The organism is Anoxybacillus sp. EFIL, from assembly GCF_013096955.1.
In the GTDB taxonomy this organism is placed as follows: Bacteria; Bacillota; Bacilli; order Bacillales; family Anoxybacillaceae; genus Anoxybacillus; species Anoxybacillus ayderensis.
On record NZ_SDLH01000002.1, the window covers coordinates 404792 to 429850 of the forward strand.

Consider the following 25059-nt stretch of genomic DNA (forward strand, 5'->3'; position numbering starts at 1 on the left):
ATATGAAGGCATTACGATTAAAGTTATTTCAAGAAACAGCGTGCTACAAAAAGCCGTTTGCTTCCAAAGTGGCGGAAACGTATCCGCTTCCGCCATATTCAACCGTAAAAGGAATGATTCACGCTTTGCTTGATGCAAACCAATTCATTCCGATGCGTCTAAGTGTACAAGGGACGTATGAAGCGAAGTTGCTTGATTATCAGCGATATTATTTTTTCAAAAAGAAAGAACTATCAAGCTTTCCGCTTGTACTAGATGGGTTAGCACGAATGGAATTTTCCTACGATAAAAACGAAATCACAACGATGCCAATGTACACGCATTTGTTGCACAACGTCCATTTATTAATCCATGTCGAAGCAGAGCAACACATCTTAGAACAAATCATTCATGCTATCGAGCATAGTACCACTCATTATAGCCTTGGGCGGTGGGAAGATTTAGTTCGGATTGATGAATATAAGCTCGTAGAAGTCCAAGAGCTTGAAGAAGAAGGGGAGACTTTGCAGCGAGATGCTTATATTCCAAGACATCTTCTTGATCCAGAAACAAAAAGTATTCCTTATCAGCTGAATTGGAAATATGAAATTGTTAATGGAATTCGGCAGTGGGAAAAAATTCATGTTGGTTATGTTCAAAAAGGAATTGAGGCTCCAGAGGGAGTATGGATTGATGAAGATGGGGAACTAGTTTTTTATCATCTGCAGGAGGGGCAATGATGACTTTTTATGCAAAATCGGAGGGAAAAGAGACGATTCGTGAACATACGGATCGTCTCCTTCATAATTTAAACTTGTTAAAAAATGCTTACGGTTACAAATTCATGTTAATGGACGAGCGAATGTGGAAGCTGTTAGAAATAGCTGTGCAATATCATGATGTTGGCAAAGCAAATACGGTATTTCAAAACAAAATTCGTCAAGTAATTCATGAATCCGTGTTAGAAACAGATGTAGAAACAAATGTGCCTCACAATTATTTATCAGTAGGATGTATCCCGCTAAAACAGCTAGACTTCACGAAAGAAGAAGAGCGACTGCTTATTCACGCAGTCGGTTATCACCATGAGCGTGAGCAATTTCCAGAAAAAGAAATGATTCGTCATATTTTAGAAAACGATATAAAGCAACAGTTACCACAACTAAGTGAACATATGGGATTACCTATGACAGAAAAATTTTCATATCGATTCGTTGATCGATTGTTAAAGCGATATACGTATCATGACGGAGAAGAGTTTTGGAAATATGTCATGATTAAAGGATTGCTACATCGTTTAGACCATGCGGCATCTGCTCATATGGATGTCGAAAGAGATGTAGAAAAATCAATTTACATAAATGTAAATGAATATATGCAAAAACAAGGATTTTATAAAAACGATTTGCAACAATTTGCTGAACAACATCATGATAAGCATGTGATCGCGATCGCACAAACGGGAATGGGTAAAACGGAAGCAGCCCTTTTATGGATTCGAGATGATAAAGCATTTTTTACATTGCCACTTCGAGTGAGCATTAATGCGATATACGACAGAATAAAAGAAAAAATGGGCTATGACGCGGTTGGGTTGTTACACTCCACGAGCGTGCATTATTTAGTAGACAAGGAGGAAAATTGGGAAGAATTAAAACAGCAGTCTGAACATTATGCGAAGAAGTTATTGCTTACAACCATTGATCAAATTTTAAAGTTCCCGTTTTATTATAAAGGTTTTGAAAAGGAACTAGCAGCGATGGCGAATGCAAAAATAGTAATCGACGAGATACAAGCATATGAGCCGAGAATTGCAGCGATGTTAATCAAAGCATTAGAAATGATCCATCGTGTAGGTGGGAAATTTATGATTATGACTGCCACACTTCCAACTTTATATTTGGATGAGCTAAAACAGCGAAATGTGATTGACAACGACCAGATTGTAGTTGGGGAGTTCATCGATACAAGCGTACACCGTCACCGTATTCGCATGCGTGCGGAGGGGATTGAGGAAACAATCGGAGAAATGTTAGAACTGGGCGAAACGTCACAAGTGCTTGTCATTGTCAATACTGTTCGTAAGGCAATGAGTCTTTATGATAAATTTTTAGACTGTGATACACAAGTCCCTATCTACTTACTCCATTCGCAATTCACACAAGAAGATCGTCAGTTGTTGGAAAAGCGCATTAAACAATTTAACGAAAAAAATGAACGAGGAATTTGGATTACGACGCAACTCGTCGAGGCGAGTATTGACATTGATTTTGATTATTTGTTTACCGAAATGTCAACGTTAGATAGCTTGTTTCAACGTTTCGGACGTTGTTACCGTAAAAGAGCACTAGACCATGACCATTGCAATATTCACATTTTTACTGAAAAGATCTCTGGCATTCCAAGAGTATATAACGAACATCTTGTAAATGAGAGCATTCGGCTGTTAGAGCAATACGATTACCAAATTGTTGACGAACGTGCCAAGGTAGAAATGGTAAAGCAGCTATATGATCGAAAACAATTAAAGGGCACATCATTTTTGAAAGAGTTTGAAGATGCCTTATATATGTTTGACAATCTCGATCCATACGGAATGGATAAACGTGAGGCGCAACAAAAACTGCGTGATATTCAAAACATCCAAGTTATTACGCGGCAAATGTATGATCAAATTGAGCATCTATTCGAGCAATATAAAAAAGAAAGAGAATGGAGAAAGCGGTTGAAATTACGAATGGAAATTGAAAAGAAAACAGTTAGCGTCCAGCGATATGTAGCGGAAAAATATGTGTCGGAGCGGTTGCCAAAGCCATTTGACCACATATATATTGCCTATGTTCAATATGACTTTAATCGTGAACAGTTGAAAGGAAAAGGCATTTTATTGGACAAACCTTCATCCAATCAACATTAAGAGGGAGTTTATATTCATGGTTAGTGGTGTGCAAATGCAGTATTACAAAGTGTGTAAGCGGAAACTATGGTTGTTTTCAAAAGGAATTGCGATGGAAAATGAACATGAACGTGTCATTGAGGGAAAGATTTTACACGAGCGGGCTTATCCACGTTTGGAAGATAGGGAAATTTTGGTTGATGATACATTCAAGTTAGATGCTTTAGATAAGGAGTATGTTCGCGAAATTAAGATCTCTAGCAAAATGTCAGAAGCCGATCGATTTCAAATGTTGTATTACTTATATGAGCTAAAGAAACGGGGCATTACGAAGAAGGGATTGATTAGCTATACGAAGGAGCGGAAAACAGAAGAGGTAGAACTGACAGAAAAAGATGAGAGTGTGATTGAAAAGGCGATAAAGGAGATTTATGTCATTTTACAATCTCCTTTTCCACCACGGTTAAAAAAACTTCCTTACTGTACAAAATGCGCATATTATGAATTTTGTTTTGCGCTAGAAGGTGATGATTAAATGTTACGAGATCACTATATTTTTTCTAACGGCAGATTGAAAAGAAAAGATAATACGCTATACTTTTTGGATGAACAAGAAAATAAAAAGAGCCTTCCTGTTCATCAAACGGATAATTTATATGTATTTGGAGAAGTAGATTTAAACTCGTCGTTATTGAACCTATTGAGCCAGCATGATGTTCATCTTCATGTATTTAATTACTATGGTTTTTATGCAGGAACGTTTTGTCCGCGAAATAAAAAAGTTTCAGGATTTACTGTGGTACAACAAAGTGCCCATTATCTCGATCACGAGAAACGACTACATATGGCGAGGTTGTTTTTGCAAAGTGCCGTGCATCATATGCTACGGAATATTCGACGATACAAAGAAAAAACGGAGCAATATGTAAAAGACATCGAAGAAGAAGCGAAAAAGATGGATAGTGCTACGACAATTCAAGAGCTAATGGGGTTAGAGGGACGCATTCGCCAACATTATTATCAGTCATTTAATGCAATTTTGAAGCAAGATTTTATCTTTGAAAAACGAACGAAACAGCCACCCCAAGATCCATTGAATGCCCTTATTTCGTTTGGCAATTCGCTTTGTTATACGGTGGTTTTGTCGGAAATTTATAAAACACAATTAGATCCGACTATTAGCTTTTTGCATGAGCCATCAACGAAGAGATTTTCTTTATGTCTAGATTTAGCGGAGATTTTCAAGCCACTACTTGTTGACGTTGTGATTATTTCGTGCATTAATAATCGCATCATCACCCAGAAGCATTTCGATTTCCTCGATGGAATGGTGTTGCTAAGTGAGGAAGGAAAAAAGCGTTTTATTAAAGAGTGGGATGAGAAGCTATCAACAACGGTACAACATCGGAAACTGAAGAGAAAAGTAAGTTATCGGTATTTTATTCGTCTGGAATGTTACAAACTCATTAAACATTTCATTGGCGATGAGCCTTATAAACCATTGAAAGCATGGTGGTAGTTATGTTTGTAATTATTACGTACGATGTTGGGGAAAAGCGCGTAAATAAAGTGTGTAAAAAGTTAAGAGAGTACTTAACATGGACACAGAACTCTGTGTTCGAGGGGGAAATTACTAAAAGTTTGTTAATGAAATGCTTAAACGAAATCGATCAAATTATCGATGAAGATGAGGATTCCATTTATATTTACGAAGTGGCTAATCCGAAGAACATCAAGAAGCAAGTATTTGGACAGGAGAAAAACTTTGATGAACTTTTTCTTTAACATTTGCAGTGAACCTCTAATTTGAAAAAACGGAAAAAATGCTTGATATATCAACAAGAAATGCGGTAGTTTTAGGATAAGAAAAAACACGACTGACGCTTCACTGCAAAAAGTAGAAACTTGTCATATCAACCATTCTCCAAAATCGTTGATATGACAGCACTTTGTGCTTTTAGATTTGAGGGGTTTTATCTGAACGTAGTGGGATGTAAAGATGTTCGTGAGCGCGAATACGAGGGAAATAAGAGAACTGAGTTTTATCTGAACGTAGTGGGATGTAAAGAACACGCAAAGAATGCTGTCTAATCTCATCACCATAGTTTTATCTGAACGTAGTGGGATGTAAAGACAAAAAATCAAAAAGTAAATCGAAATCATAATCAAAGTTTTATCTGAACGTAGTGGGATGTAAAGGCTCGTCCAAGTCACGTTTGCAGCGAAGGAATTCCTGTTTTATCTGAACGTAGTGGGATGTAAAGGGTCTAATTCGTCATCTTTCGGAACAAAAGAAGGAGGCGAGTTTTATCTGAACGTAGTGGGATGTAAAGAAAGCGATTAAGGCTAAAGTGAACAAGATGAGGCAGGCAGGGTTTTATCTGAACGTAGTGGGATGTAAAGTGTAAAAACGCTTTTTCTGTGCGATCGTCACTTTCTGCGAGTTTTATCTGAACGTAGTGGGATGTAAAGTTTTCAATCGTTCGAGGATAGATTTCTTGTCAACCTTCGCGTTTTATCTGAACGTAGTGGGATGTAAAGGGCATTTATGCTGGGCTTTTTTGGGATAGAAGGTGTTTTTAGTTTTATCTGAACGTAGTGGGATGTAAAGTAAGGTGATGGCGGAATAGGTAGACGCATGATTTTCGTTTTATCTGAACGTAGTGGGATGTAAAGACAGTAGAAAATCGCGTCGTGATCTCGGCGCATTCATAGTTTTATCTGAACGTAGTGGGATGTAAAGAAATCAGTAATTCTATCATTTGTCGAAACAGACTGATAACGTTTTATCTGAACGTAGTGGGATGTAAAGACGCTCGATTGCGCGCTGTTTCGCACTCTTTTTTACAGTTTTATCTGAACGTAGTGGGATGTAAAGATGAATGGTTTAAAAAGCAAGTTTCCCCTACTTTTTATGGTTTTATCTGAACGTAGTGGGATGTAAAGAAAAATAGGCGAGTGCATGACCAGATGCAAGGTGCAGTTTTATCTGAACGTAGTGGGATGTAAAGAAAGAAAATAAAAGTAAGTTAAGTTCATGATAACCGTTTTATCTGAACGTAGTGGGATGTAAAGATCCCAGAAGGATATCACAATGGGAGCGGAATCGTCAAGTTTTATCTGAACGTAGTGGGATGTAAAGACCGTTTCACGAATACGTTCTTTTAATACCTCATAAGAGTTTTATCTGAACGTAGTGGGATGTAAAGCTACCTGTAATCGGATAAACCCAACCTGCTTGTACGTTTTATCTGAACGTAGTGGGATGTAAAGTTGCCTAAACTTTTTAAACTCATAGTTTGCCATTTTTATGTTTTATCTGAACGTAGTGGGATGTAAAGATTATTGCAAAAAACGAAAACCATCTATGAAGTAAGGTTTTATCTGAACGTAGTGGGATGTAAAGGTGTTACAAATACGAGGGCGCAAATTTTCATTTTCGTTTTATCTGAACGTAGTGGGATGTAAAGGTGATACCTTTAGTCAATTAGCGACGCATATTACAAAGTTTTATCTGAACGTAGTGGGATGTAAAGCAGGTTTTGAAGATGTAAAAACTTCTGTGACTTCTACTGTTTTATCTGAACGTAGTGGGATGTAAAGAAGCATCTTGTAAAGCTAGCATGTATTCGAAATCTTGTTTTATCTGAACGTAGTGGGATGTAAAGTTTCTTTCTCATCTTCAACTACTGTCGGAACAACGGTTTTATCTGAACGTAGTGGGATGTAAAGAAAGAACGTTTAGTAAGCGCCCCGCGTATTCGAGATAGTTTTATCTGAACGTAGTGGGATGTAAAGGTTTTTCGCGTTGTTGCTGGATCTTTGGCGGAAAAGGTTTTATCTGAACGTAGTGGGATGTAAAGACAAATGTTTCTGTTTCATAAAATAAGATGTCCCCGTTTTATCTGAACGTAGTGGGATGTAAAGAGATTTTGAAATATACGCGGCTTTAAAAGAGCGTGTCCGTTTTATCTGAACGTAGTGGGATGTAAAGTTGTTGATTGTTCAGCCACCAGCAAAATTGCGCGAAGGGTTTTATCTGAACGTAGTGGGATGTAAAGGAAAAACTTATTCTTTTCTATGTTTTTTTGGAGTAAAGTTTTATCTGAACGTAGTGGGATGTAAAGTTAATTTTTCTATTTAAACGTGGCGCATCATGTAAGTTTTATCTGAACGTAGTGGGATGTAAAGTTTTGGGTGCAAAGGTTGGATGAAAAATGAACGCAGAGTTTTATCTGAACGTAGTGGGATGTAAAGCGAGCATTTCATCATCTTGCGTGTTCCCTAATAGTAGGTTTTATCTGAACGTAGTGGGATGTAAAGATACATCTGTCGATAATGATTTTAAATTTCTCATTTCCGTTTTATCTGAACGTAGTGGGATGTAAAGTGGGACATTGGTCGGGCATTTGACGCGGTTTTTGGTTCAGTTTTATCTGAACGTAGTGGGATGTAAAGCTGGACTCATTTTTTCAATCATTTCGCGTGTCAGCGGGTTTTATCTGAACGTAGTGGGATGTAAAGTTCGGATACAACAGCGTACGAAACAAAGATTTGTATGAGTTTTATCTGAACGTAGTGGGATGTAAAGTTGTTTTCGACTTTTTCGAGCCGCGTGAGCCTTTTACTGTTTTATCTGAACGTAGTGGGATGTAAAGCTAGTAGTGGTCATAACGTTTTTTAAAACGGTAGGTGATGTTTTATCTAAACGTAGGTGAAATATCCCCCTTTCACCTAATTTTCACCATTCACTCGTACACTTACGGTATACAGTACATGATATGGTGAATCAGGGGGATATGTGTTGAAGAAAAACATCGTAAAAATCATATTGGACGTCTCAATGGCGATTACGTTTGTGTTGTTAATGAATCCGAGAGTGTTTAATGGATTGCCGTTTCATGAAATTGCTGGAACTGTAATCGGAGTGGCGATTCTTGTTCATATCGGATTGAACTATCGTTGGGTAATCAACACGACGAAAAAAATATTTTCTTCCGAACTTCCGAAGAAAACGAGGATCAGCTTTGCCTTAAACATCTTGTTGCTTGTTTCGATGGCAGCGGTCATTGTATCGGGGATTTTGATTTCGCGTGTTTTGTTTTCGAACGTCGCACTAGAGGGGAACCATTTTGTACGGGAAATTCACGACCTTTTCGCCAACACAACGCTTGCTTTAGTCGGCCTTCATCTCGGCTTGCATTGGCAATGGATCATGGGTGTTAGTAAAAAAGTGTTCAAAGCAAAGGACGGAACGTGGCGGAAAGGAGCGTTCATTTCTAGCGTGTTGACATTTGCGCTTTTAGCTGGCGGGATGTATTGGAGTTCGCAATATGTCAAGCCAAGCGAAGGAGAGTTCAAACCGAAATTTGCCGAACAAAACGCACCATCCTTTGCTGGAAAGACGGTTGGCACACTGCCAACCCCACCGGACGGAGCGTTTCGCCATGAAAAATTCCTTAAAGAACACGGCACAAACAACCCGCTGCTTGTCTTGCTTTACTACTTTACCATTTGGGCAGTGATGATCGTTCCCACATACTACATCGAAAAACGAATGCGCAAGAAACGAAAACTTAGCGTATGAAAGGTGTCCCGTGATGTTGGGACACCTGTTTTATGATCCTTTTTTTCCTTTATCGTGCTTATAACATTCGTGATATAGCTTCATTAATGCCCGTTTTTCGATGCGTGAAACGTAGCTGCGGGAAATGCCAAGTTCTTTAGCGATTTCGCGCTGGGTGCGTTCAGGTTGCATGTTTAAGCCGAAGCGGCTAACGATGACTTGTCGTTCACGATCGTCAAGGACGTGTAAATGTTGAGCGATATTTTCAAGCTCATTATTTTTTTCAATCATGTCGATAATGTCTTCATCTTCTGACTTTAATACATCGAGTAGACTAATTTCATTTCCGTCGCGATCTTGCCCGATCGGATCGTGCAAAGAAACGTCTTTCCTCGTTTTTTTCAGTGAACGAAGGTGCATTAAAATTTCATTCTCAATACAACGAGCAGCATATGTCGCTAGTTTCGTCCCTTTTCCTGTTGAATAGCTTTCGATCGCTTTAATTAAGCCGATTGTGCCGATGGAAATTAAATCTTCCGGATCTTCTCCGGTGTTTTCGAACTTCTTTACAATGTGCGCAACGAGGCGCAAATTGTGTTCGATGAGCTTGTTGCGTGCGTATTCATCCCCTTTTGCCATTTGTTTTAAATACATTGCTTCTTCTTTTGCATCAAGCGGTTGTGGAAAGGCGTTGTTTTTCACATAAGATACGAAAAAGACGAGCTCCTTTATAAACAAAGCAAGCGCAGAAAAAATGGTACCCATCATCGTTCACCTCGCAGGTGGTCTTTTGTTGTTTATGTATGTATATGCATTAGAAAACTTGTTCGTGTTTGGACACATCATTTTTCTTTTTTCCCCTTTGTTTGTGAACAGAAAATCTTGTATAATCGGAACATGTAACATACATACGAAAGAAGGATGAAGCGTGAGAAGGGCAATGATGAAACCGTTAAAGCTCACCCCACCTCAATTGTTAGCAAGCATGTTTCTTTTTCTTGTCGTTGTCGGTGGTGTGTTGTTGAAGTTGCCGATTGCAACAGAGAAGGAAATTAGTTGGCTCGATGCGTTCTTTTTATCGACATCCGCAGCAACCGTAACCGGCTTAGCACCGATTGATCCCGGTTCGACATTTACTGTATTTGGAGAAGTTGTTTTAATGGTGCTTATTCAAGTTGGTGGGCTCGGTATTATGACATTTGCAGTGCTTGTCGTCATTGTGCTCGGAAAAAAAATCGGGATGAAGCAACGCATGTTGATGCAAGAGGCGTTAAATCAGCCATCGCTCGGTGGTGTCATTCGTTTGGCGCGCAATTTACTGTTGTTTTCTTTATTTATGGAACTCGTCGGGGCGGCGTTGTTGGCAATCGATTGGGTTCCGAAAATGGGCTGGGCGAAAGGGTTATATTACAGCCTTTTTCATACCATTGCATCGTTCAATAATGCTGGATTTGCGTTATGGCCTGATAATTTATCGCGTTTCGTCGGTGATCCGATCGTCAATGTGACGGTCACGTTATTAATTATCATCGGCGGGCTCGGTTTTACCGTCGTATTTGACGTATTGTATCAACGACGTTGGAGAAAGTTATCTATTCATACGAAGCTGATGTTAGTCATGACACTTGTTGTGAATATTGTGGCGATCATTGCCTTCTTTCTATTCGAACATAACAATCCGAAAACGCTCGGTTCTCTTTCGCTTCGTGAGCAACTATGGGCATCTTATTTTCAAGGTATTACCCCGAGAACAGCGGGATTTAATACGATTGATATCGGTTCCCTTGAACAGCCGACGGCGATGCTTATGATTTTCCTTATGTTTATTGGAGCAGGAAGCACGTCGACAGGCGGAGGAATTAAGCTGACGACGTTTGCGGTCATTATTTTTGCGGTGATGAGTTTTTTAAAAGGAAAAGAAGAAACGGTCGTTTGGATGCGAACGATTCGCCATACGATTATTTTACGAGCATTGGCTATTGCGTCGATGAGCATGTTGTTTATTTTTGTTATGACGATGATATTGACACTTACGGAAGATGCTTCGCTTCTTGCGCTTTTATTTGAAGTTGTATCCGCATTTGGTACAGTTGGTCTTTCGATGAATATGACATCGCATTTATCAACGATTGGAAAAATGCTCATTATTTTCGTCATGTTGTTTGGGAAATTAGGCCCGTTAACGCTCGTATATTCGATTGCGAAGCCGAAAAAGACAAACATTCGTTATCCGAATGGCGATATATTGACAGGATGAAAAAAGCGAGGGAGACTCCCTCGCTTTTATTGTGCAGGTTCTTGTGGCATAATTAAAATTTCTACCCGTCGGTTTTTGGCACGTCCTTCAGGTGTAGCATTTGAGGCGATCGGTTTAAACTCTCCATACCCTTTTGCGCTAAATAACTGCGGGTTTAACCTTGTATTTTCAAGCAATAGTTTCATAAAGTTGACGGCGCGCATAACGCTTAATTCCCAGTTCGAAGCAAATTTCGCATTGCTGATCGGCACGTTGTCGGTATGTCCGCTAATGACAATATTGCGCGGCGGATTCATGACAAGCAAGTTCGATATTTTTTTTGCGACATCGCGATATTGTGGCTTAATATCAGCGCTCCCTGAGTCGAACAACACATCGTTTGCAATCGTCACAAGCAATCCTTCTTCTGTCATCGCGACAGACAATTCTCCACTTAGTTGATTCGTTTTGACGTATTCGTTAAATTTACTTTGAATCTTTTTTAATTCCTCGTATTCTTCTTTTGAAATTTTGACATACGGTTTTTGATTTGGCGAATCTTTAATAATCGAGTCCATTTCTTCTCGTTCAACGGGACTTAAATATTGTAGCGCCCCTGTGCCACCTGTAAATACGCTATTAAACGCACGTGCAATTTCCATAAATTTTTTTGAGTCAATTTGACTACTTGCGAATAAAACGATAAATAGCGCAAGCAACAACGTTAATAAGTCGGCGTACGGAATTAACCAGCTTTCATCGACATGTTCCTCATGATGATGTTTTTTATGCTTTTTCGCCATTATTTTGAGCTCCTTGTCCTAAAAGTTTTTGACGTTCGCTCATCGGTAAATAAGAAGCTAATTTTTGTTCAATCGCCCGCGGTGCTTGTCCTTCAATGATCGAAAGCACGCCTTCAACCATCACTTGTCGCACTTTAATTTCTTCTTTCGATTTGCGTTTTAGCTTGTTCGCAAATGGATGCCAAAGCACGTATCCTGTAAAAATTCCCATAAGCGTCGCAACGAACGCCGCACTAATCGCGTGACCAAGGCGTTCAATATCGGACATATCTTGAAGGGCAGCGATCAATCCGACGACGGCACCAAGTACCCCAAGCGTTGGAGCATACGTTCCTGCTTGCGTAAAAATCGTTGCATTCGCTAAATGGCGTTCTTCCATCGCTTCAATTTCTTCAGTCATTACGTCGCGAATAAATTCTTGTGATTGTCCGTCAATGGCTAAACTTAATCCGTTGCGTAAAAACGGGTCATCGATTTCGGCTACTTTTGCTTCTAACGCTAACAACCCCTCGCGGCGAGCGATGTTTGCCCACTCCACGAACAGCGGAATGAGTTCTTCAATTTTTGGCGTTTTTGACTCTTTAAAAAGGACCCCGAATAACTTTGGGACTTTTGCAATTTCTTTCGTTGGAAAGGCGATCGTGACGGCGGCCGCTGTCCCTAATAAAATGATTAAAATCGCAGCGGGGTTAATGAGCACGGCCGGGCTTACCCCTTTAAACACCATTCCGACACCGACAGCGATAATGCCAAGAATGAGCCCGATTAAGGACGTACGGTCCATGTTATCACCTCTAGTTGTTGTAGAATGAAAAATAAATCCAAGTTTATCATATAACTTATCCGAATGTTTGAAAAGGGAAATTTGTACGAAAAAAACCCTTGAAGTGGGAAACTTCAAGGGTTACATTTTCTTTAATCGGAATGAGCCGACCATTAAAAGTGAAAGCGTAAAAATAATAAAAATAAAGACGTAAGGTGGAAAATAGTGAATCGTTAAATAACTAAGCGTCAATAAACAACCTGCTGCTGTGATCGGCAAACCGGTAAAATATCCGTTGCTTTCCGTAACGTTAAATCGCGCTAGGCGAAAAGCGCCGCAACCGATATAAAAAATCGTAAAAAATGAGCCGGGTGCACCAAATTCGTGCAATAATCCTTGATAAAGTAATAGTGCAGGCGCTACTCCAAATGATATAATATCACTCATTGAGTCCAATTGCTTCCCTAAGTCAGATTCAATGTTCATTTTCCGAGCGACTGTTCCGTCAAAACGATCGGCAAGTGCCGCTAAAAAAATAAACAATACAGATACGTTTAGCTGGCCTTTCACCGCAAATAAAATGGCAAAGCCACCTAAGCTTAAATTTGTCAACGTCAATACGTTTGCCGTATGCGCTTTAAGTTTTTTGATGGTATGATCAATATAATCAGATAAAAACATACACGTTCACTCCTTTATTAAAATCGTGCCGACCCACTTGCCAAAAATATCACTCGGTTACTAATATTTTATTGATAATAAGCAAACTAGTAAAGGATATTCTTTACTTTAGGAGGGAAAATCGTTGGTTAAATGGCTATATCGCCTATTTATTGAATTAACAAATCATCCTTTGACATCTAAGTGGCTCGCTTCGTTTACGCGCTCAAAATGGAGTCGCTTAGTTATTCCATCTTATGCGAAAGTATATAAAGTCAATGAAGAAGAAATGGAAAAAAAGTTGCACGAATATGAAACGCTTCAACAATTGTTCGTTCGCTCCTTAAAAGAAGGGCTTCGTCCGATCGATGAACATCCAGATAGTGTCGTAAGTCCTGTCGATGCGGTGATCGAAGATGTTGGCATCATTACGGACAAGAAAGAAATAATCGTGAAAGGAAAAACGTATTCCATTCGTGAAATGCTCGGTGATGACCACATAGCTGAAAAGTATTTGCATGGAACGTTTATTATTTTGTATTTAAGTCCAAGCCATTATCATCGCATTCATAGCCCAATATGTGGGGAAGTTGTGAAGCAATGGACGCTCGGCGGCAAGTCATACCCTGTCAACCGCCTCGGATTAAAGTATGGCAAAGATCCACTTTCTAAAAATTACAGAAGAATTACTGAACTGTGTACAAATGGCATGCATACAGCCATTGTGAAAGTCGGAGCGATGTTTGTCAACAGCATTGAATTAACACATGAACACGACTATGTGAACAAAGGGCAAGAAATCGGATATTTTTCGTTCGGTTCAACCGTTGTGTTATTGTTTGAAAAAGGCGCCTTTACGCTAGATGAACAAATTATTCCGCCACTTGAAGTAAAAATGGGGCAACGTCTCGGCTTTTTTGCGCAAAAGAAAAAGAGCCAGTAACTAAGGGCTCGTTATGAAGACTGTTTAATTTTATGGTCCAAATGGCGACGGAAAATTTCTCGTTCAATGAGTTGAATAAATTCTTTACTTAATTGTAATTCTTTCGCTTTGTAGTATGACTCAATTAACAAGTCGTCAGGCAAACATTTCATTTTTTCGCCTCCTCGGTATACATGGAAAGATGTATACATATAATGGTAGGTTTATCTTCACTTTACCATAAATCAAACATAAGAACAATTGTTCTAATTATCCACATGTGTTGGTGGATAAGTTGTGGATTTGTTGTTTATAACGATGAAGAAACGCTGAAAAATGAATGTGGATCATGTGTATAAAGTTATCCACACGATGTGAAAAACGTCGGATTTTGTCGAAAAATTTTACAATTTGTTTATTTATGTAAAAAAGAGAGAAGGAATGAGGACGTATGTTAAAATATTTTTTGCCGAACGAACATGCGAAAAGTATTTTTGAAATTACCCCAGAACATTTACAACAAAAAGGAATAAAAGGAATTATTACAGATTTAGATAACACGTTAATTGAATGGGATCGTCCGCTTGCGACGCCTGACGTTGTTCGGTGGTTTGAACAAATGAAACAAAGCGGCATTCAAGTCACCGTCGTATCTAATAACAATAAAAAGCGAGTGGAAGCGTTCGCTAAGCCGCTTGGCATTCCGTTTATTTTTGAAGCGCGCAAGCCGTTGACGCGAGCGTTTCAACAAGCGTTGCGCGACATGAAATTGAAAAAAGAAGAAGTTGTCGTCATTGGCGATCAACTTCTCACCGATGTATTTGGTGGCAATCGGCTTGGGCTACATACGATTTTAGTCGTTCCTGTTGCACAAACAGACGGTTTTTTTACTCGAATTAACCGAAACATTGAACGAAAAATCTTAAATATGATGCGAAAAAAAGGTATGATTCATTGGGAGTGATGAAAATGAGTGAACAAATGATTTGCATTGGATGTGGAGTAACGATTCAAACGGAAGATGAAACGAAAATCGGATATGCGCCCCCTTCAGCGCTAGAGAAAGATCCAATTATTTGCCAACGCTGTTTTCGGTTAAAACATTACAACGAAGTGCAAGACGTGTCGTTAACGGATGACGACTTTTTAAACATTTTGCACGGCATCGGACAAGCGGACGGATTAGTCGTGAAAATCGTCGATATTTTTGATTTTAACGGTAGTTGGCTGCCGGGACTACATCGGTTTGTCGGGAAAAAAGATGTGCTGCTTGTCGGCAACAAAGTCGATTTATTGCCGAAATCCGTCAAACATGAAAAAGTGACGCGCTGGATGAAACAATCGGCTCGCGAACTCGGTTTACATCCACGCGACGTCTTTTTAGTGAGCGCCAATAAAGGCTACGGAATGAAAGAGGTGATGGCTGCGATTGATGAATATCGAAACGGAAAAGACGTGTATGTCGTCGGTTGCACGAACGTTGGAAAATCAACGTTTATTAATCGCATCATTAAAGAAGCGACAGGAAAAGGAAATGTCATTACGACATCGTATTTCCCGGGAACGACGCTCGATATGATTGAAATACCGCTTGATGACGGCTCGGCTCTTTATGATACGCCGGGAATTATTAACCATCATCAAATGGCGCATTTCGTCGATAAAAAAGATTTAAAAGTCATTACGCCAAAGAAAGAAATTAAACCGAAAGTGTATCAATTAAATGAACAACAAACGTTATTTTTCGGAGGGCTAGCTCGGCTAGATTACGTAAGCGGTGGAAGACGTCCATTTGTATGTTATATGTCAAATGAATTGTTTATTCATCGAACGAAGCGTGAACATGCGGATGAGTTGTATGAGAAACATCTTGGGGAGTTGTTGCAGCCACCGCGCAAAAGCTATTGCGAGCAATTGCCGCCGCTCGTTGCCCACCATTTCACATTAAAAGAACCGAAAACAGATATTGTTTTTTCAGGACTCGGTTGGGTGACATGTCATGAACCTGGCGCTCATGTCGTTGCGTATGCGCCAAAAGGTGTCGGTGTCATGTTGCGCCGATCGCTCATTTAACAGAAGAGGGGGAGAGGAACGTGAAATTATTTGCGCTAATCGGCTGTCCTGTTCATCATTCCTTATCACCGCTTATGCATAACGATGCGTTTCAATCGTTGCGTATCGATGCGCATTATCATGCGTTTCATGTTGAGCCTCACCTGTTAAAAGAGGCGGTGCAAGGGTTAAAAGCGTTACAATGTGCAGGGTTTAATGTGACGATTCCGCATAAAACAGCAGTGATGGCGTATATGGATGAACTTGATGAAACGGCAAAACAAATGGGAGCCGTCAATACAGTCGTCAATGAAAACGGAAAATGGATTGGTTATAATACAGATGGTGAAGGGTTTGTCCGAGCGTTATGTGAGCAAATGAACATTGAATTGTCCGGTGCGCGCATTTTGCTTGTCGGCGCAGGCGGCGCGGCGCGCGGCATTTATTTTACTCTTTTGAAACATCGTGTGTCTGCCGTTGATGTATGTAATCGCACGGCAGGAAAGGCGGAGACGTTTATTGCAAAACAAACATCTTCTGTTTACTCGCTTGAGGAAGCAGAGGAACGTTTAGGGGAGTATGATATTATTATTAATACAACGTCTGTCGGCATGTATCCACATGTCGATGCGATGCCTATTTCTCTTCAAACGTTAAAAAAGGGGACGATCGTCAGCGATATTATTTATAATCCGCTGATGACAAAATGGCTGCAAGAAGCAAAAGAGAAGGGCGCGCGCGTGCAAAACGGCGTTGGCATGTTCGTCTATCAAGGTGCACTAGCGTTTGAAAAATGGACAGGAATTTTTCCAGATACAAAACGAATGGAACAAGTTGTGATGCAACAGTTAGGAGGAAAAACATGTTAACAGGAAAACAAAAACGATTTTTACGTTCTTTAGCTCATCATTTAACGCCGATTTTTCAAGTCGGAAAAGGCGGCGTGAACGACAATATGATTAAACAAATTGCCGATGCGCTTGAAGCGAGAGAGCTGATTAAAGTGAGCGTATTAAAAAATTGCGAAGAAGAAAAAGAAGTGATTGCCGAGCAGCTAGCGAGCGGAGCAGGGGCGGAAGTCGTCCAACTGATCGGTCATACGATTGTGTTATACAAAGAGTCTCGTGAACGAAAGCAAATTGTGTTACCAAAGTAGGAGCGATGCAGTGAAAAAAGTAGGCATTTTAGGTGGGACGTTTGATCCGCCTCATTATGGGCATTTATTAATTGCGGATGATGTACGAACGGAATTAAAGCTCGATGAAATATGGTTTATGCCAAACTACATTCCGCCGCATAAAGATAAACAGGTGACTGATCATGTGCATCGCGTCAATATGTTGCGTATGGCGATTGCCAATGACCCACATTTTCGCGTTGAAACGATTGAATTAGAACGGAAAGAGCGATCGTATACGTACGACACGATCGTTTTGTTAAAAAAAAGACATCCGCATACGACATTTTACTTCATTATTGGCGGAGATATGGTCGAATATTTGCCGCATTGGTATCGCATTGATGAGCTCGTTCAACTCATTCAATTTGTCGGCGTGAAACGTCCGGGCTATTCGCTTTGTACGCCGTATCCGATCATCGAAGTGGACGTGCCGACGTTTGCGGTTTCTTCTTCGCTCATTCGCGAACGTATCCAAAACGGAAAAAGCGTGACATATTTGTTGCCAGAAGCGGTTCAATTATATATAAAGGAGAATCGATTGTATGAAACGTGAAGAGGCGTTAGCTATCGTGCGTAAGCAATTAAAAGAACAGCGGTACGTTCATACGGTAGGTGTGATGGAAACAGCTATTGAGCTAGCGAAATTATACGGAGCTGATGTGCAAAAGGCGGAATTAGCTGCCATTTTTCACGACTACGCGAAATTCCGTACGAAAGAAGAAATGAAGCGCATCATTGTAGAACAACAAATGCCACAAGACTTGTTAGCATATAGTCCGGAATTATGGCATGCACCTGTTGGGGCATATTTAGTACAAACGGAAGTCGGCATTCGAGATGAAGAAATTTTGCAGGCAATTCGTTATCATACATCCGGGCGACCGAATATGACGTTGCTTGAAAAAATTGTGTATATCGCTGATTATATTGAGCCGAATCGTTCGTTTCCAGGCGTTGATGAAGTGCGAGCGCTAGCGCGAGAACATTTAGATCAAGCGCTTTTCCGTGCGCTTCAAAATACGATTCAATTTTTAATGGACAAACGCGAGCCCATTTACCCAGATACGTTTCATACGTATAATGATATAGCAAAAAAATTAAAGGGGGTTTCATCGTGACAGAACGAGATATTTTACGCATCGCAGTCAAAGCAGCAGATGAGAAAAAGGCAGAAAACATTGTAGCATTGAATATGAAAGGCATTTCGCTCGTTGCCGATTATTTTATGATTTGCCACGGCAATTCAGATAAACAAGTGCAGGCGATTGCGCGTGAAATTAAAGAAAAAGCGGAAGAACACGATGTTGTAGTCAAACGTGTGGAAGGATTTGACGAAGCGCGTTGGATTTTAGTTGATTTAGGAGATGTCGTCGTCCACGTGTTTCATAAAGAAGACCGGGAATATTACAATCTCGAACGGTTATGGGGCGATGCGCCGCTTGAACAAATTGAGAGTGATCTTCGGGCATGACGTACGAACGGTTTGCGAGTTGGTATGATCAATTAATGAGCGATGCTCCGTATGATCAATGGTGTGCGCTCGTCGAACGAGCGGTCTCATCTTACCAGACAGGAAAGCGAATGCTTGATCTCGGATGCGGCACAGGAGAGCTTGCCCTTCGTTTAGCTGAAAAAGGATTTGACGTGACAGGTGTGGATGTATCGGAACAAATGTTGGCGATTGCGCAAATGAAAGCGCAAGAACGTGGAGTTAATCTTTCATTTTTTCAGCAAGATATGCGCGACTTTGGTCCGTTTGAGCCGTTTGATACGATCGTCATTTTTTGCGATTCACTCAATTATTTATTGCAGGAAGAAGATGTGGTCGCTACGTTTTCGTGCGTATATGATCAATTGAAGTCAGGTGGATTGTTTTTATTTGACGTTCATTCTTTATTTAAAATGGAAAACGTCTTTTTACAACATGGGACGTTTGCGAGCAATGATGACGAAGTGAGCTATATATGGAACTGTTATCCGGGCTCGTGGCCGCATAGCGTCGAACATGAATTGACGTTTTTTGTCCGATTAGACGAAGGGGTATATGAGCGAGTTGATGAAATGCATGTGCAACGCACGTACGATGTAGATCGATATGCCACATGGCTAAAGCAAGCTGGTTTTCGCTTGTTGCACATGTGGGCGGATTTTACAGAACAACAGCCGACAAATGAAAGCGAGCGCATTTTTTTCATTGCGCAAAAATAACGTCCCAAAAGTGTTTGCTTTTGGGACGTTTTATTTAGCAGGATTTTTTTTATTCATCGCGAATATAATCGATTTGTTGGCGCACCTTTTCTTTTTCTTCGTCAAATTTTTCATGTGTTTTTTGAAAAATGTGAACGAACAAGTCCCCGACTTCTTTTTCTAACACGTCAATGCCAGCCCCTGTAATGCCACCTTTGACGCACACTTTCTCTTGCAATGTCGGTAACGTATACAATTGTTTCTCAAGCAAAGCACCTAGCCCGATCATCATTTCTGTCGCTAACATCGTTGCTTGTTCTTTTGTAATGGACGTTTGTTGCACAGCTGCATCGATAAATTTTTGAATTAAGTAGCTAAAAAAGGCCGGTCCGCAGCTCGTTAAATCAGAAGCGATGCGCGTAATAGGCTCGTCTATGTATATTGGACGAGAAATGGAACGAAACAGCTGTTCAACTGTTGTCCGATATGCATCTGCGCAACGTTCGCTGACGGTAATTAAAGAGCTCCCTGCGAGCGCGCGGTTTGTGATGCTCGGAATGACGCGAATGACGTGGCATGGCACGAGCGATTCGAGCTGTTGAACAGAGACCGGGCTCGTAATCGATACGATGCAATGATCATCTGTTAGATGTGGACGTAGTTGCTTTAAAACAGCAGGCATATGTAACGGCTTTGTGCAAATGAAAATAATCGTTGCATGTTTTGCTATTTCTTCGTTCGTTTGTATGACATGGACGTTTGGATAACGTTGTTGTATACTGTACGCTTTTTCAAGCGTTCGATTCGTAATGAATAGTTGTTCTTGCTTCACAGCATTGCTGTTAATAAACGATTCAATTAAAATCGTTCCCATGTTTCCTGTTCCGATAAACCCTATATTCAACGGTACTCCCCCCTTATCCGTCACCACTATATGTCATATGTATGCGACGATGACACGTTTTATGAAAGGGTGAACGTATGAAGTGGATAAAAACGTATGAGCGTTGGATATATATTGGGGCGCTTGTCGTTGGAGCGATCATTTGGGTGACGCAACGAGAAGAAACGACGATACAACCGTTGCCGTTAGAACAAAATGAACAACAAGTAGAACAGGCGGAGAAACAAGAAGAGCAAACGTCTGTTTTCGTCGATGTGAAAGGAGCGGTCAAGCGAGCTGGAGTATATGAAGTCGCACCGACAAGCCGTATTCGAGATGTCATTGAAATAGCAGGAGGATTAACAGAAGAAGCGGATGAAACGAAAGTGAATTTGGCGATGAAAGTGCGGGATGAAATGGTCATTTACGTGCCGAAAAAAGGCGAAGAAATAAGCGAATTAGCGGACATGCATACGACGACAGACGGATCAAACGGAAAAGTAAACATTAATACAGCCACAGCAGAGCAACTGCAAACGTTACAAGGCATCGGGCCTGCGAAAGCCGCTGCCATTATTGCATATCGCGAAGAGCACGGACCGTTTCAAAAAGCGGAAGATTTGTTGAATGTAAGCGGAATTGGGCAAAAATCGCTTGAAAAAATAAAAGAACAAATTGTCGTGCGTTAAAATTGGCGATAAACTAAAGGCATAATGGACAAGGGGGAGAAGCGATATGAACCGAATTACATGGGATCAATATTTTATGGCGCAAAGCCATTTATTAGCGTTGCGCAGCACGTGCACAAGGCTGGCGGTCGGCGCAACGATCGTGCGCGATAAACGTATCATTGCAGGGGGATATAACGGCTCAATCGCAGGCGGGGCGCATTGTATAGACGAAGGATGTTATGTCATCGATAACCATTGTGTGCGTACGATTCATGCGGAAATGAACGCCATTTTACAATGCGCGAAGTTTGGTGTGCCAACAGAAGGGGCGGAAATATACGTCACCCATTTTCCTTGTTTACAATGTTGTAAAGCGATTATTCAAAGCGGGATAAAAGCTGTTTATTATGCGAATGACTATAAAAATCATCCGTTTGCTTTGCAATTGTTTGAACAAGCAGGGGTAACGGTCAAGCACGTCCCGTTTGATGTGGAATCTATTCCGACATTTTTACATGCGAAGGGGAGATGATGTATCGTTTATGTAGCGATGGCGGCCGTTTTGGCCGTCCTGTCTATATTGACAAAATCGGTTGTTTGCTTTGTGCTCTCGGTTGCGTATCATTTGTTTTTGTTTTGGCGGAAGCGAGCGTTCTTTTTCGTTTGTGCTAGCGGTTATTTGTTTTTTTCGTTATGGAGTCATTGGATCGATCGTCATAACGTGACGACACTTTTAGGACATGAAACAGCGTTTTTCGTGCGATTTGTTGCTCCGATTTATATCGATGGGGATCGAATAAAAACGGTTGTACAATGGAAACAAGAACGTTTACAGCTTATTTATCGCCCTCGTACAGAAGAAGAAAAACAAGAATGGGATGCGCTTCAAATCGGTACAGCCTGTTTGGTGAAAGGAGCGCTTGAACGTCCATCTTTACCGACGAATCCGTATGCGTTCAATTATCGCCAATATTTGTTTTATCATCGTATCCATTGGATCGTTCGCCCTACTTCGCTTGAACGGTGCATACGCACACATGTGACATGGGTGGAACGATTACAAATCATTCGTCAACAAGGCATTCGCTACATTCAAAGCCATTTTCCTCACGACGTAGGCGCGTTTATGCAGGCGTTGATTTATGGTGAACGAAGCGATATAGAGCCAACCGTTCTTGCGAGCTATCAAAAGTTAGGGCTTATCCATTTGTTAGCGATTTCAGGTTTGCATATGACATTGCTTGCTGGTGGTTGTTTTTATTTATTCATTCGCTTCGGGATCACAAGGGAACGAGCAACCGTGATTTTATTATGTTTTATTCCTTTATACGTCATTTTATCAGGGGCTGCTCCGTCAGTGATGCGCGCAGCAGTCATGACAAGTTGTTTTCTTCTCTTTTCCTCTCGTCTTCGTACGCTTGATGCATTAAGCGTCGCTTGTCTTCTTTTACTACTAAAAGATCCATATATGATATTTCATCTCGGTTTTCAATTATCTTTTCTCGTTTGTTTCGCGTTAATCATTTGTTCTTCGTTTATTCAAAACGAACGTTCAATGATTCGTCAGTTGTTTATGACGTCGTTTATTGCACAAATAGGGGCATTACCGATTTTGCTTTACCATTTTTATGAAGTTTCCATTTTATCGATTCCATTAAACATCATTTTTGTTCCGCTTTATTCTTTTGTCATTTTGCCGCTCTCATTTCTCGCATGGTTCATCCACTTCTTTGTGCCGTTTGTTAGCCCGATCATCACATATGTATTGACGTTTGTAATTGAACATGCAAACAAGCTTGTCACTTCATTAGCAGATTCGTTTTTGCTCACCCTCGGTCGTCCGCCGACGTGGCTATTGATCGCTTATGTGATCTCGATTGCTCTCTTTTTTCTTTCGTTTGAGTATAAACAAATCATCTTTCGCTTTTCGTTTCTTTTTGTGATCATCGTTCATTTCGTTTGGCCGTTTTTTCGTCCGAGCGGTGAAGTCGTTATGTTAGACGTTGGGCAAGGAGATAGTATATATATTGAACTGCCATATCGAAAGGCGATTTATATGATTGATACGGGCGGAACGATGTCATTTGGCGATGAGCCGTGGAGAAAAAGGAAGCAATCGTTTCGCGTCGGTGAAGATGTCATCGTTCCATTTTTGAAAGCAAAAGGGGTTCGTGCTCTTGATGCGCTCATTGTGACACATGGTGATTTCGATCATATCGGGGATGCGAGCGATGTATTGAATGCTGTCCGTGTGCGAAAACTGTTTGTCGGTATGCACAAAAATGATTTGCTGCAAACGGTCATGGCACATGCGATCAATAAAGGGACGCATGTCCAAATGGTGAAAAGCGGCGATCGTTGGACGGTTGGGAAAGCGCAATTTCACATTCTTTCTCCATTTGGAAATGAAGAGACGACAAATGACGGTTCGATTGTGCTGTATGCGTTTATGGGAGGAGCATATTGGCTATTTACAGGTGATTTAGAAGAAAAAGGAGAACAACAACTCATCACGATGTACCGCTCATTGCCCGTTGACATATTAAAAGTCGGGCATCACGGAAGTAACACATCGACATCTGAGCCATTTTTACGACATATTCGTCCGAAAGTGGCGCTTATTTCAGTCGGACGTCGCAATCGATACGGTCATCCGCATCGTGAAGTGATCGACCGTTTGCGTGACTATCACGTTCGTACGTTTCGTACGGATGAACATGGTGCGATCGTCATTCGTTTTTCGAAACAAATAAGCACCATTCAAACCTTTTCGCCATAAAATGCAAGAAAAAAGAGACTGCAACGTGCAATCTCTTTCGGGTGTTCATTATGCGCCGAAAAATTTTACAAGTGTAGCAATAATGAACATAGTGGCAAAAAAGCCGAATGATACGATGAAGCCAACAGCCGAGTCAACGGCATCGTTGCGCGTACATTGAACGTTTTTTTCAAATTCGTTCATGACCATCCCTCCTATTTTCTCACCATTAGTATAAGGGAAAAAAGAGAGAAAATCTACATCGTTGACAACAGTTGTCACAAATAGTTCGTGCGAGATCGGAAAAGATAAGGATACCCGTTGGACAAATGAGTTCCTAGGGCTTGTTTTCCAACGTTTAAATAAATGGGAGTTGGCGATTTTCATCTGCTAACTCCCTTGTAAAATGCTCCGAAACGTTGTATGTTCTTTAAAGAAAATGGATGAAGAATGGGGAAGAGAACATGGAACAACTATATGTCATATATGGCACGGAGCATTTTTTAATGAAGCAAGCGTATGAACAAATTGTTCGCCGAGCGTTGTCAGATGAAGAACGTGAATGGAATGTTAGTACATACGATTGTGAAGAAACACCAATTGAAGTGGCGCTTGAAGATGCGGAAACGCTTCCGTTTTTCGGTGAGCGCAAAATCGTCATCGTGAAGCAACCGTATTTTTTAACGGCGGAAAAAGGGAAAGAAAAAGTGGAACACGATATAAAACGGTTAGAAGCTTATATTGAAAAGCCCGCGCCGTTTTCTAGCGTCATCTTCGTTGGAACGTATGAAAAGTTGGATGAACGGAAAAAAGTAACGAAAGCGTTATTAAAAAAAGCGCATGTGATCGTTGCCAAACCGCTCAACGAAAAAGAATTAAAACAATGGGTAAAAGGACAATGCCAAATCGACGATGATGCGATCGATGTGTTACTTACATTAGCTGGCACAGATTTAGCGACATTAGCGAATGAAATTGAAAAGCTTATGCTTTTTGCTGAACATCGTTCCATTACAGCAAGCGATGTTCGGTTACTTGTGTCGCGCACGCTTGAACAGAACGTATTTACCCTCGTTGAACAAATGGCAAAGCGAGACGTCCCAGCTGCGTTGCAAACGCTTCAAGATTTGTTGCGCCAAAATGAAGAACCAATTAAGCTTGTTGCTCTATTAGCAAGCCAATTTCGGCTTATTTATGAAGTGAAGGAACTGATGAAAACAGGGTACGGTCAACAACAAATCGCCTCGATGTTAGGTGTTCATCCGTTTCGTGTGAAAGTAGCGGCAAGTTATGCGAGCGGATTTTCAGAACAACAGCTCATGAGCATTTTATACGATTTAGCAGAAACCGACTATGCGCTAAAAAGTAGCGCAATGGATAAACAGTTGTTATTGCAGTTGTTTTTCTTAAAGTTGCAGCGGTAGAGATTTTATCTACCGCTTCATTCTTCATTAGGCAATTGAAAAAATAACGAAATCGTTTTTAACTGTTGTTTTACCCAAT

Annotated in this window: 27 protein-coding genes and 1 CRISPR repeat array; of the genes, 20 read left to right on the forward strand and 7 right to left on the reverse strand. The window is 40.6% G+C overall.

Going from position 1 to position 25059, the window contains the following annotated elements; translation table 11 throughout:
• Window positions 1–2 precede the first annotated feature (2 nt).
• The 6 genes from cas5b (at window position 3) to ES017_RS05130 (ending at window position 8462) form a co-directional block, all read left to right on the forward strand.
• Window positions 3–719, forward strand: coding sequence for a type I-B CRISPR-associated protein Cas5b (gene cas5b, locus ES017_RS05105; RefSeq protein WP_042534214.1), 717 nt, complete (start codon window positions 3–5; stop codon window positions 717–719).
• Window positions 719–2896, forward strand: a complete 2178-nt coding sequence (locus tag ES017_RS05110; RefSeq protein ID WP_042534216.1) for a CRISPR-associated helicase/endonuclease Cas3 — start codon at window positions 719–721, stop codon at window positions 2894–2896. Before cas5b ends, ES017_RS05110 begins: the two co-directional genes overlap by 1 nt.
• A gap of 16 nt (window positions 2897–2912) precedes the next feature.
• Entirely contained in the window at window positions 2913–3410 is a 498-nt protein-coding gene (gene cas4 / locus ES017_RS05115; protein WP_042534218.1) for a CRISPR-associated protein Cas4, read from the forward strand.
• Window positions 3411–4394, forward strand: coding sequence for a type I-B CRISPR-associated endonuclease Cas1b (gene cas1b / locus ES017_RS05120; RefSeq protein WP_042534220.1), 984 nt, complete (start codon window positions 3411–3413; stop codon window positions 4392–4394).
• Window positions 4395–4396: 2 nt separating this feature from the next.
• Window positions 4397–4660, forward strand: a complete 264-nt coding sequence (cas2, locus tag ES017_RS05125) for a CRISPR-associated endonuclease Cas2 (RefSeq protein WP_012574449.1) — start codon at window positions 4397–4399, stop codon at window positions 4658–4660.
• A 185-nt stretch (window positions 4661–4845) separates the two neighbouring features.
• Window positions 4846–7533: direct repeats of the CRISPR family, unit length 29 nt; unit sequence GTTTTATCTGAACGTAGTGGGATGTAAAG.
• 143 nt (window positions 7534–7676) lie between these two features.
• The gene (locus ES017_RS05130; protein WP_042534223.1) at window positions 7677–8462 is read left to right on the forward strand and encodes a DUF4405 domain-containing protein; all 786 of its coding nucleotides are present in this window, start codon (window positions 7677–7679) and stop codon (window positions 8460–8462) included.
• Window positions 8463–8492: 30 nt separating this feature from the next.
• Here the strand turns inward: ES017_RS05130 and sigK are convergent, their stop codons facing one another.
• A complete protein-coding gene (gene sigK / locus ES017_RS05135) occupies window positions 8493–9206 on the reverse strand; it encodes an RNA polymerase sporulation sigma factor SigK (protein WP_042534225.1) in 714 nt (237 codons plus the stop codon).
• Between the two features lie 178 nt (window positions 9207–9384).
• On the opposite strand from sigK, the gene ES017_RS05140 reads away from it, so the two are divergent.
• Window positions 9385–10698 carry a TrkH family potassium uptake protein gene (locus ES017_RS05140; RefSeq protein WP_171334845.1) on the forward strand — a complete coding sequence of 438 codons (1314 nt, stop codon included), beginning with the start codon at window positions 9385–9387 and terminating at the stop codon, window positions 10696–10698.
• A 26-nt stretch (window positions 10699–10724) separates the two neighbouring features.
• On the opposite strand, the gene motB is transcribed toward ES017_RS05140, so the two are convergent.
• The 3 genes from motB to pssA form a co-directional block, all read right to left on the reverse strand.
• Window positions 10725–11480: a flagellar motor protein MotB gene (gene motB / locus ES017_RS05145; RefSeq protein WP_075038981.1), complete on the reverse strand. Its 756-nt coding sequence runs from the start codon at window positions 11478–11480 to the stop codon at window positions 10725–10727.
• A complete protein-coding gene (gene motA / locus ES017_RS05150; RefSeq protein ID WP_021095143.1) occupies window positions 11464–12264 on the reverse strand; it encodes a flagellar motor stator protein MotA in 801 nt (266 codons plus the stop codon). The genes motB and motA overlap by 17 nt, the downstream gene beginning before the upstream one ends.
• Before the next feature lie 120 nt (window positions 12265–12384).
• The gene (gene pssA / locus ES017_RS05155) at window positions 12385–12924 is read right to left on the reverse strand and encodes a CDP-diacylglycerol--serine O-phosphatidyltransferase (protein WP_021095142.1); all 540 of its coding nucleotides are present in this window, start codon (window positions 12922–12924) and stop codon (window positions 12385–12387) included.
• A 124-nt stretch (window positions 12925–13048) separates the two neighbouring features.
• Here pssA and ES017_RS05160 point away from each other — a divergent pair, with 124 nt between their 5' ends.
• Window positions 13049–13846 (forward strand): phosphatidylserine decarboxylase, encoded by a 798-nt coding sequence (locus ES017_RS05160; protein WP_021095141.1) that lies wholly within the window; start codon window positions 13049–13051, stop codon window positions 13844–13846.
• A gap of 11 nt (window positions 13847–13857) precedes the next feature.
• Here ES017_RS05160 and sda read toward each other — a convergent pair whose 3' ends face one another.
• Entirely contained in the window at window positions 13858–13998 is a 141-nt protein-coding gene (gene sda / locus ES017_RS05165) for a sporulation histidine kinase inhibitor Sda (RefSeq protein ID WP_021095140.1), read from the reverse strand.
• A gap of 278 nt (window positions 13999–14276) precedes the next feature.
• On the opposite strand from sda, the gene ES017_RS05170 reads away from it, so the two are divergent.
• Genes ES017_RS05170 through ES017_RS05205 form a run of 8 tightly spaced genes read left to right on the forward strand, consistent with a single transcriptional unit; the run spans window position 14277 to window position 19265 of the window.
• Complete coding sequence (locus tag ES017_RS05170) at window positions 14277–14789, forward strand: YqeG family HAD IIIA-type phosphatase (protein ID WP_021095139.1); 513 nt, start codon at window positions 14277–14279, stop codon at window positions 14787–14789.
• A 5-nt stretch (window positions 14790–14794) separates the two neighbouring features.
• A complete protein-coding gene (gene yqeH / locus ES017_RS05175) occupies window positions 14795–15898 on the forward strand; it encodes a ribosome biogenesis GTPase YqeH (RefSeq protein WP_171334827.1) in 1104 nt (367 codons plus the stop codon).
• Between the two features lie 20 nt (window positions 15899–15918).
• Window positions 15919–16746 (forward strand): shikimate dehydrogenase, encoded by an 828-nt coding sequence (gene aroE, locus ES017_RS05180; protein ID WP_042894030.1) that lies wholly within the window; start codon window positions 15919–15921, stop codon window positions 16744–16746.
• Window positions 16740–17033: a ribosome assembly RNA-binding protein YhbY gene (gene yhbY, locus ES017_RS05185; RefSeq protein ID WP_009374068.1), complete on the forward strand. Its 294-nt coding sequence runs from the start codon at window positions 16740–16742 to the stop codon at window positions 17031–17033. Before aroE ends, yhbY begins: the two co-directional genes overlap by 7 nt.
• 10 nt (window positions 17034–17043) lie before the next feature.
• The gene (locus ES017_RS05190) at window positions 17044–17610 is read left to right on the forward strand and encodes a nicotinate-nucleotide adenylyltransferase (protein ID WP_171334828.1); all 567 of its coding nucleotides are present in this window, start codon (window positions 17044–17046) and stop codon (window positions 17608–17610) included.
• Window positions 17600–18175 carry a bis(5'-nucleosyl)-tetraphosphatase (symmetrical) YqeK gene (gene yqeK / locus ES017_RS05195; RefSeq protein ID WP_021095134.1) on the forward strand — a complete coding sequence of 192 codons (576 nt, stop codon included), beginning with the start codon at window positions 17600–17602 and terminating at the stop codon, window positions 18173–18175. Before ES017_RS05190 ends, yqeK begins: the two co-directional genes overlap by 11 nt.
• Window positions 18172–18528, forward strand: a complete 357-nt coding sequence (rsfS, locus tag ES017_RS05200) for a ribosome silencing factor (protein WP_021095133.1) — start codon at window positions 18172–18174, stop codon at window positions 18526–18528. Before yqeK ends, rsfS begins: the two co-directional genes overlap by 4 nt.
• Window positions 18525–19265 (forward strand): class I SAM-dependent DNA methyltransferase, encoded by a 741-nt coding sequence (locus ES017_RS05205; protein ID WP_171334829.1) that lies wholly within the window; start codon window positions 18525–18527, stop codon window positions 19263–19265. The genes rsfS and ES017_RS05205 overlap by 4 nt, the downstream gene beginning before the upstream one ends.
• Before the next feature lie 49 nt (window positions 19266–19314).
• On the opposite strand, the gene comER is transcribed toward ES017_RS05205, so the two are convergent.
• Window positions 19315–20148, reverse strand: a complete 834-nt coding sequence (gene comER, locus ES017_RS05210) for a late competence protein ComER (RefSeq protein ID WP_021095131.1) — start codon at window positions 20146–20148, stop codon at window positions 19315–19317.
• Between the two features lie 77 nt (window positions 20149–20225).
• On the opposite strand from comER, the gene ES017_RS05215 reads away from it, so the two are divergent.
• From ES017_RS05215 to ES017_RS05225, 3 genes are read left to right on the forward strand one after another with little or no spacing between them, the layout of a single operon-like run.
• Window positions 20226–20816 carry a helix-hairpin-helix domain-containing protein gene (locus ES017_RS05215; RefSeq protein WP_021095130.1) on the forward strand — a complete coding sequence of 197 codons (591 nt, stop codon included), beginning with the start codon at window positions 20226–20228 and terminating at the stop codon, window positions 20814–20816.
• A gap of 46 nt (window positions 20817–20862) precedes the next feature.
• Window positions 20863–21330 carry a ComE operon protein 2 gene (locus ES017_RS05220; RefSeq protein ID WP_021095129.1) on the forward strand — a complete coding sequence of 156 codons (468 nt, stop codon included), beginning with the start codon at window positions 20863–20865 and terminating at the stop codon, window positions 21328–21330.
• 18 nt (window positions 21331–21348) lie between these two features.
• On the forward strand, window positions 21349–23577 hold the full coding sequence (locus ES017_RS05225) for a DNA internalization-related competence protein ComEC/Rec2 (RefSeq protein WP_075038979.1): 2229 nt from the start codon (window positions 21349–21351) through the stop codon (window positions 23575–23577).
• 48 nt (window positions 23578–23625) lie between these two features.
• Here the strand turns inward: ES017_RS05225 and ES017_RS05230 are convergent, their stop codons facing one another.
• Window positions 23626–23760, reverse strand: a complete 135-nt coding sequence (locus ES017_RS05230; RefSeq protein ID WP_003393868.1) for a YqzM family protein — start codon at window positions 23758–23760, stop codon at window positions 23626–23628.
• Window positions 23761–23999: 239 nt separating this feature from the next.
• Between ES017_RS05230 and holA the strand changes: the two genes are divergently transcribed.
• The gene (holA, locus tag ES017_RS05235; protein ID WP_035063275.1) at window positions 24000–24980 is read left to right on the forward strand and encodes a DNA polymerase III subunit delta; all 981 of its coding nucleotides are present in this window, start codon (window positions 24000–24002) and stop codon (window positions 24978–24980) included.
• The last annotated feature ends 79 nt before the right edge of the window (window positions 24981–25059 follow it).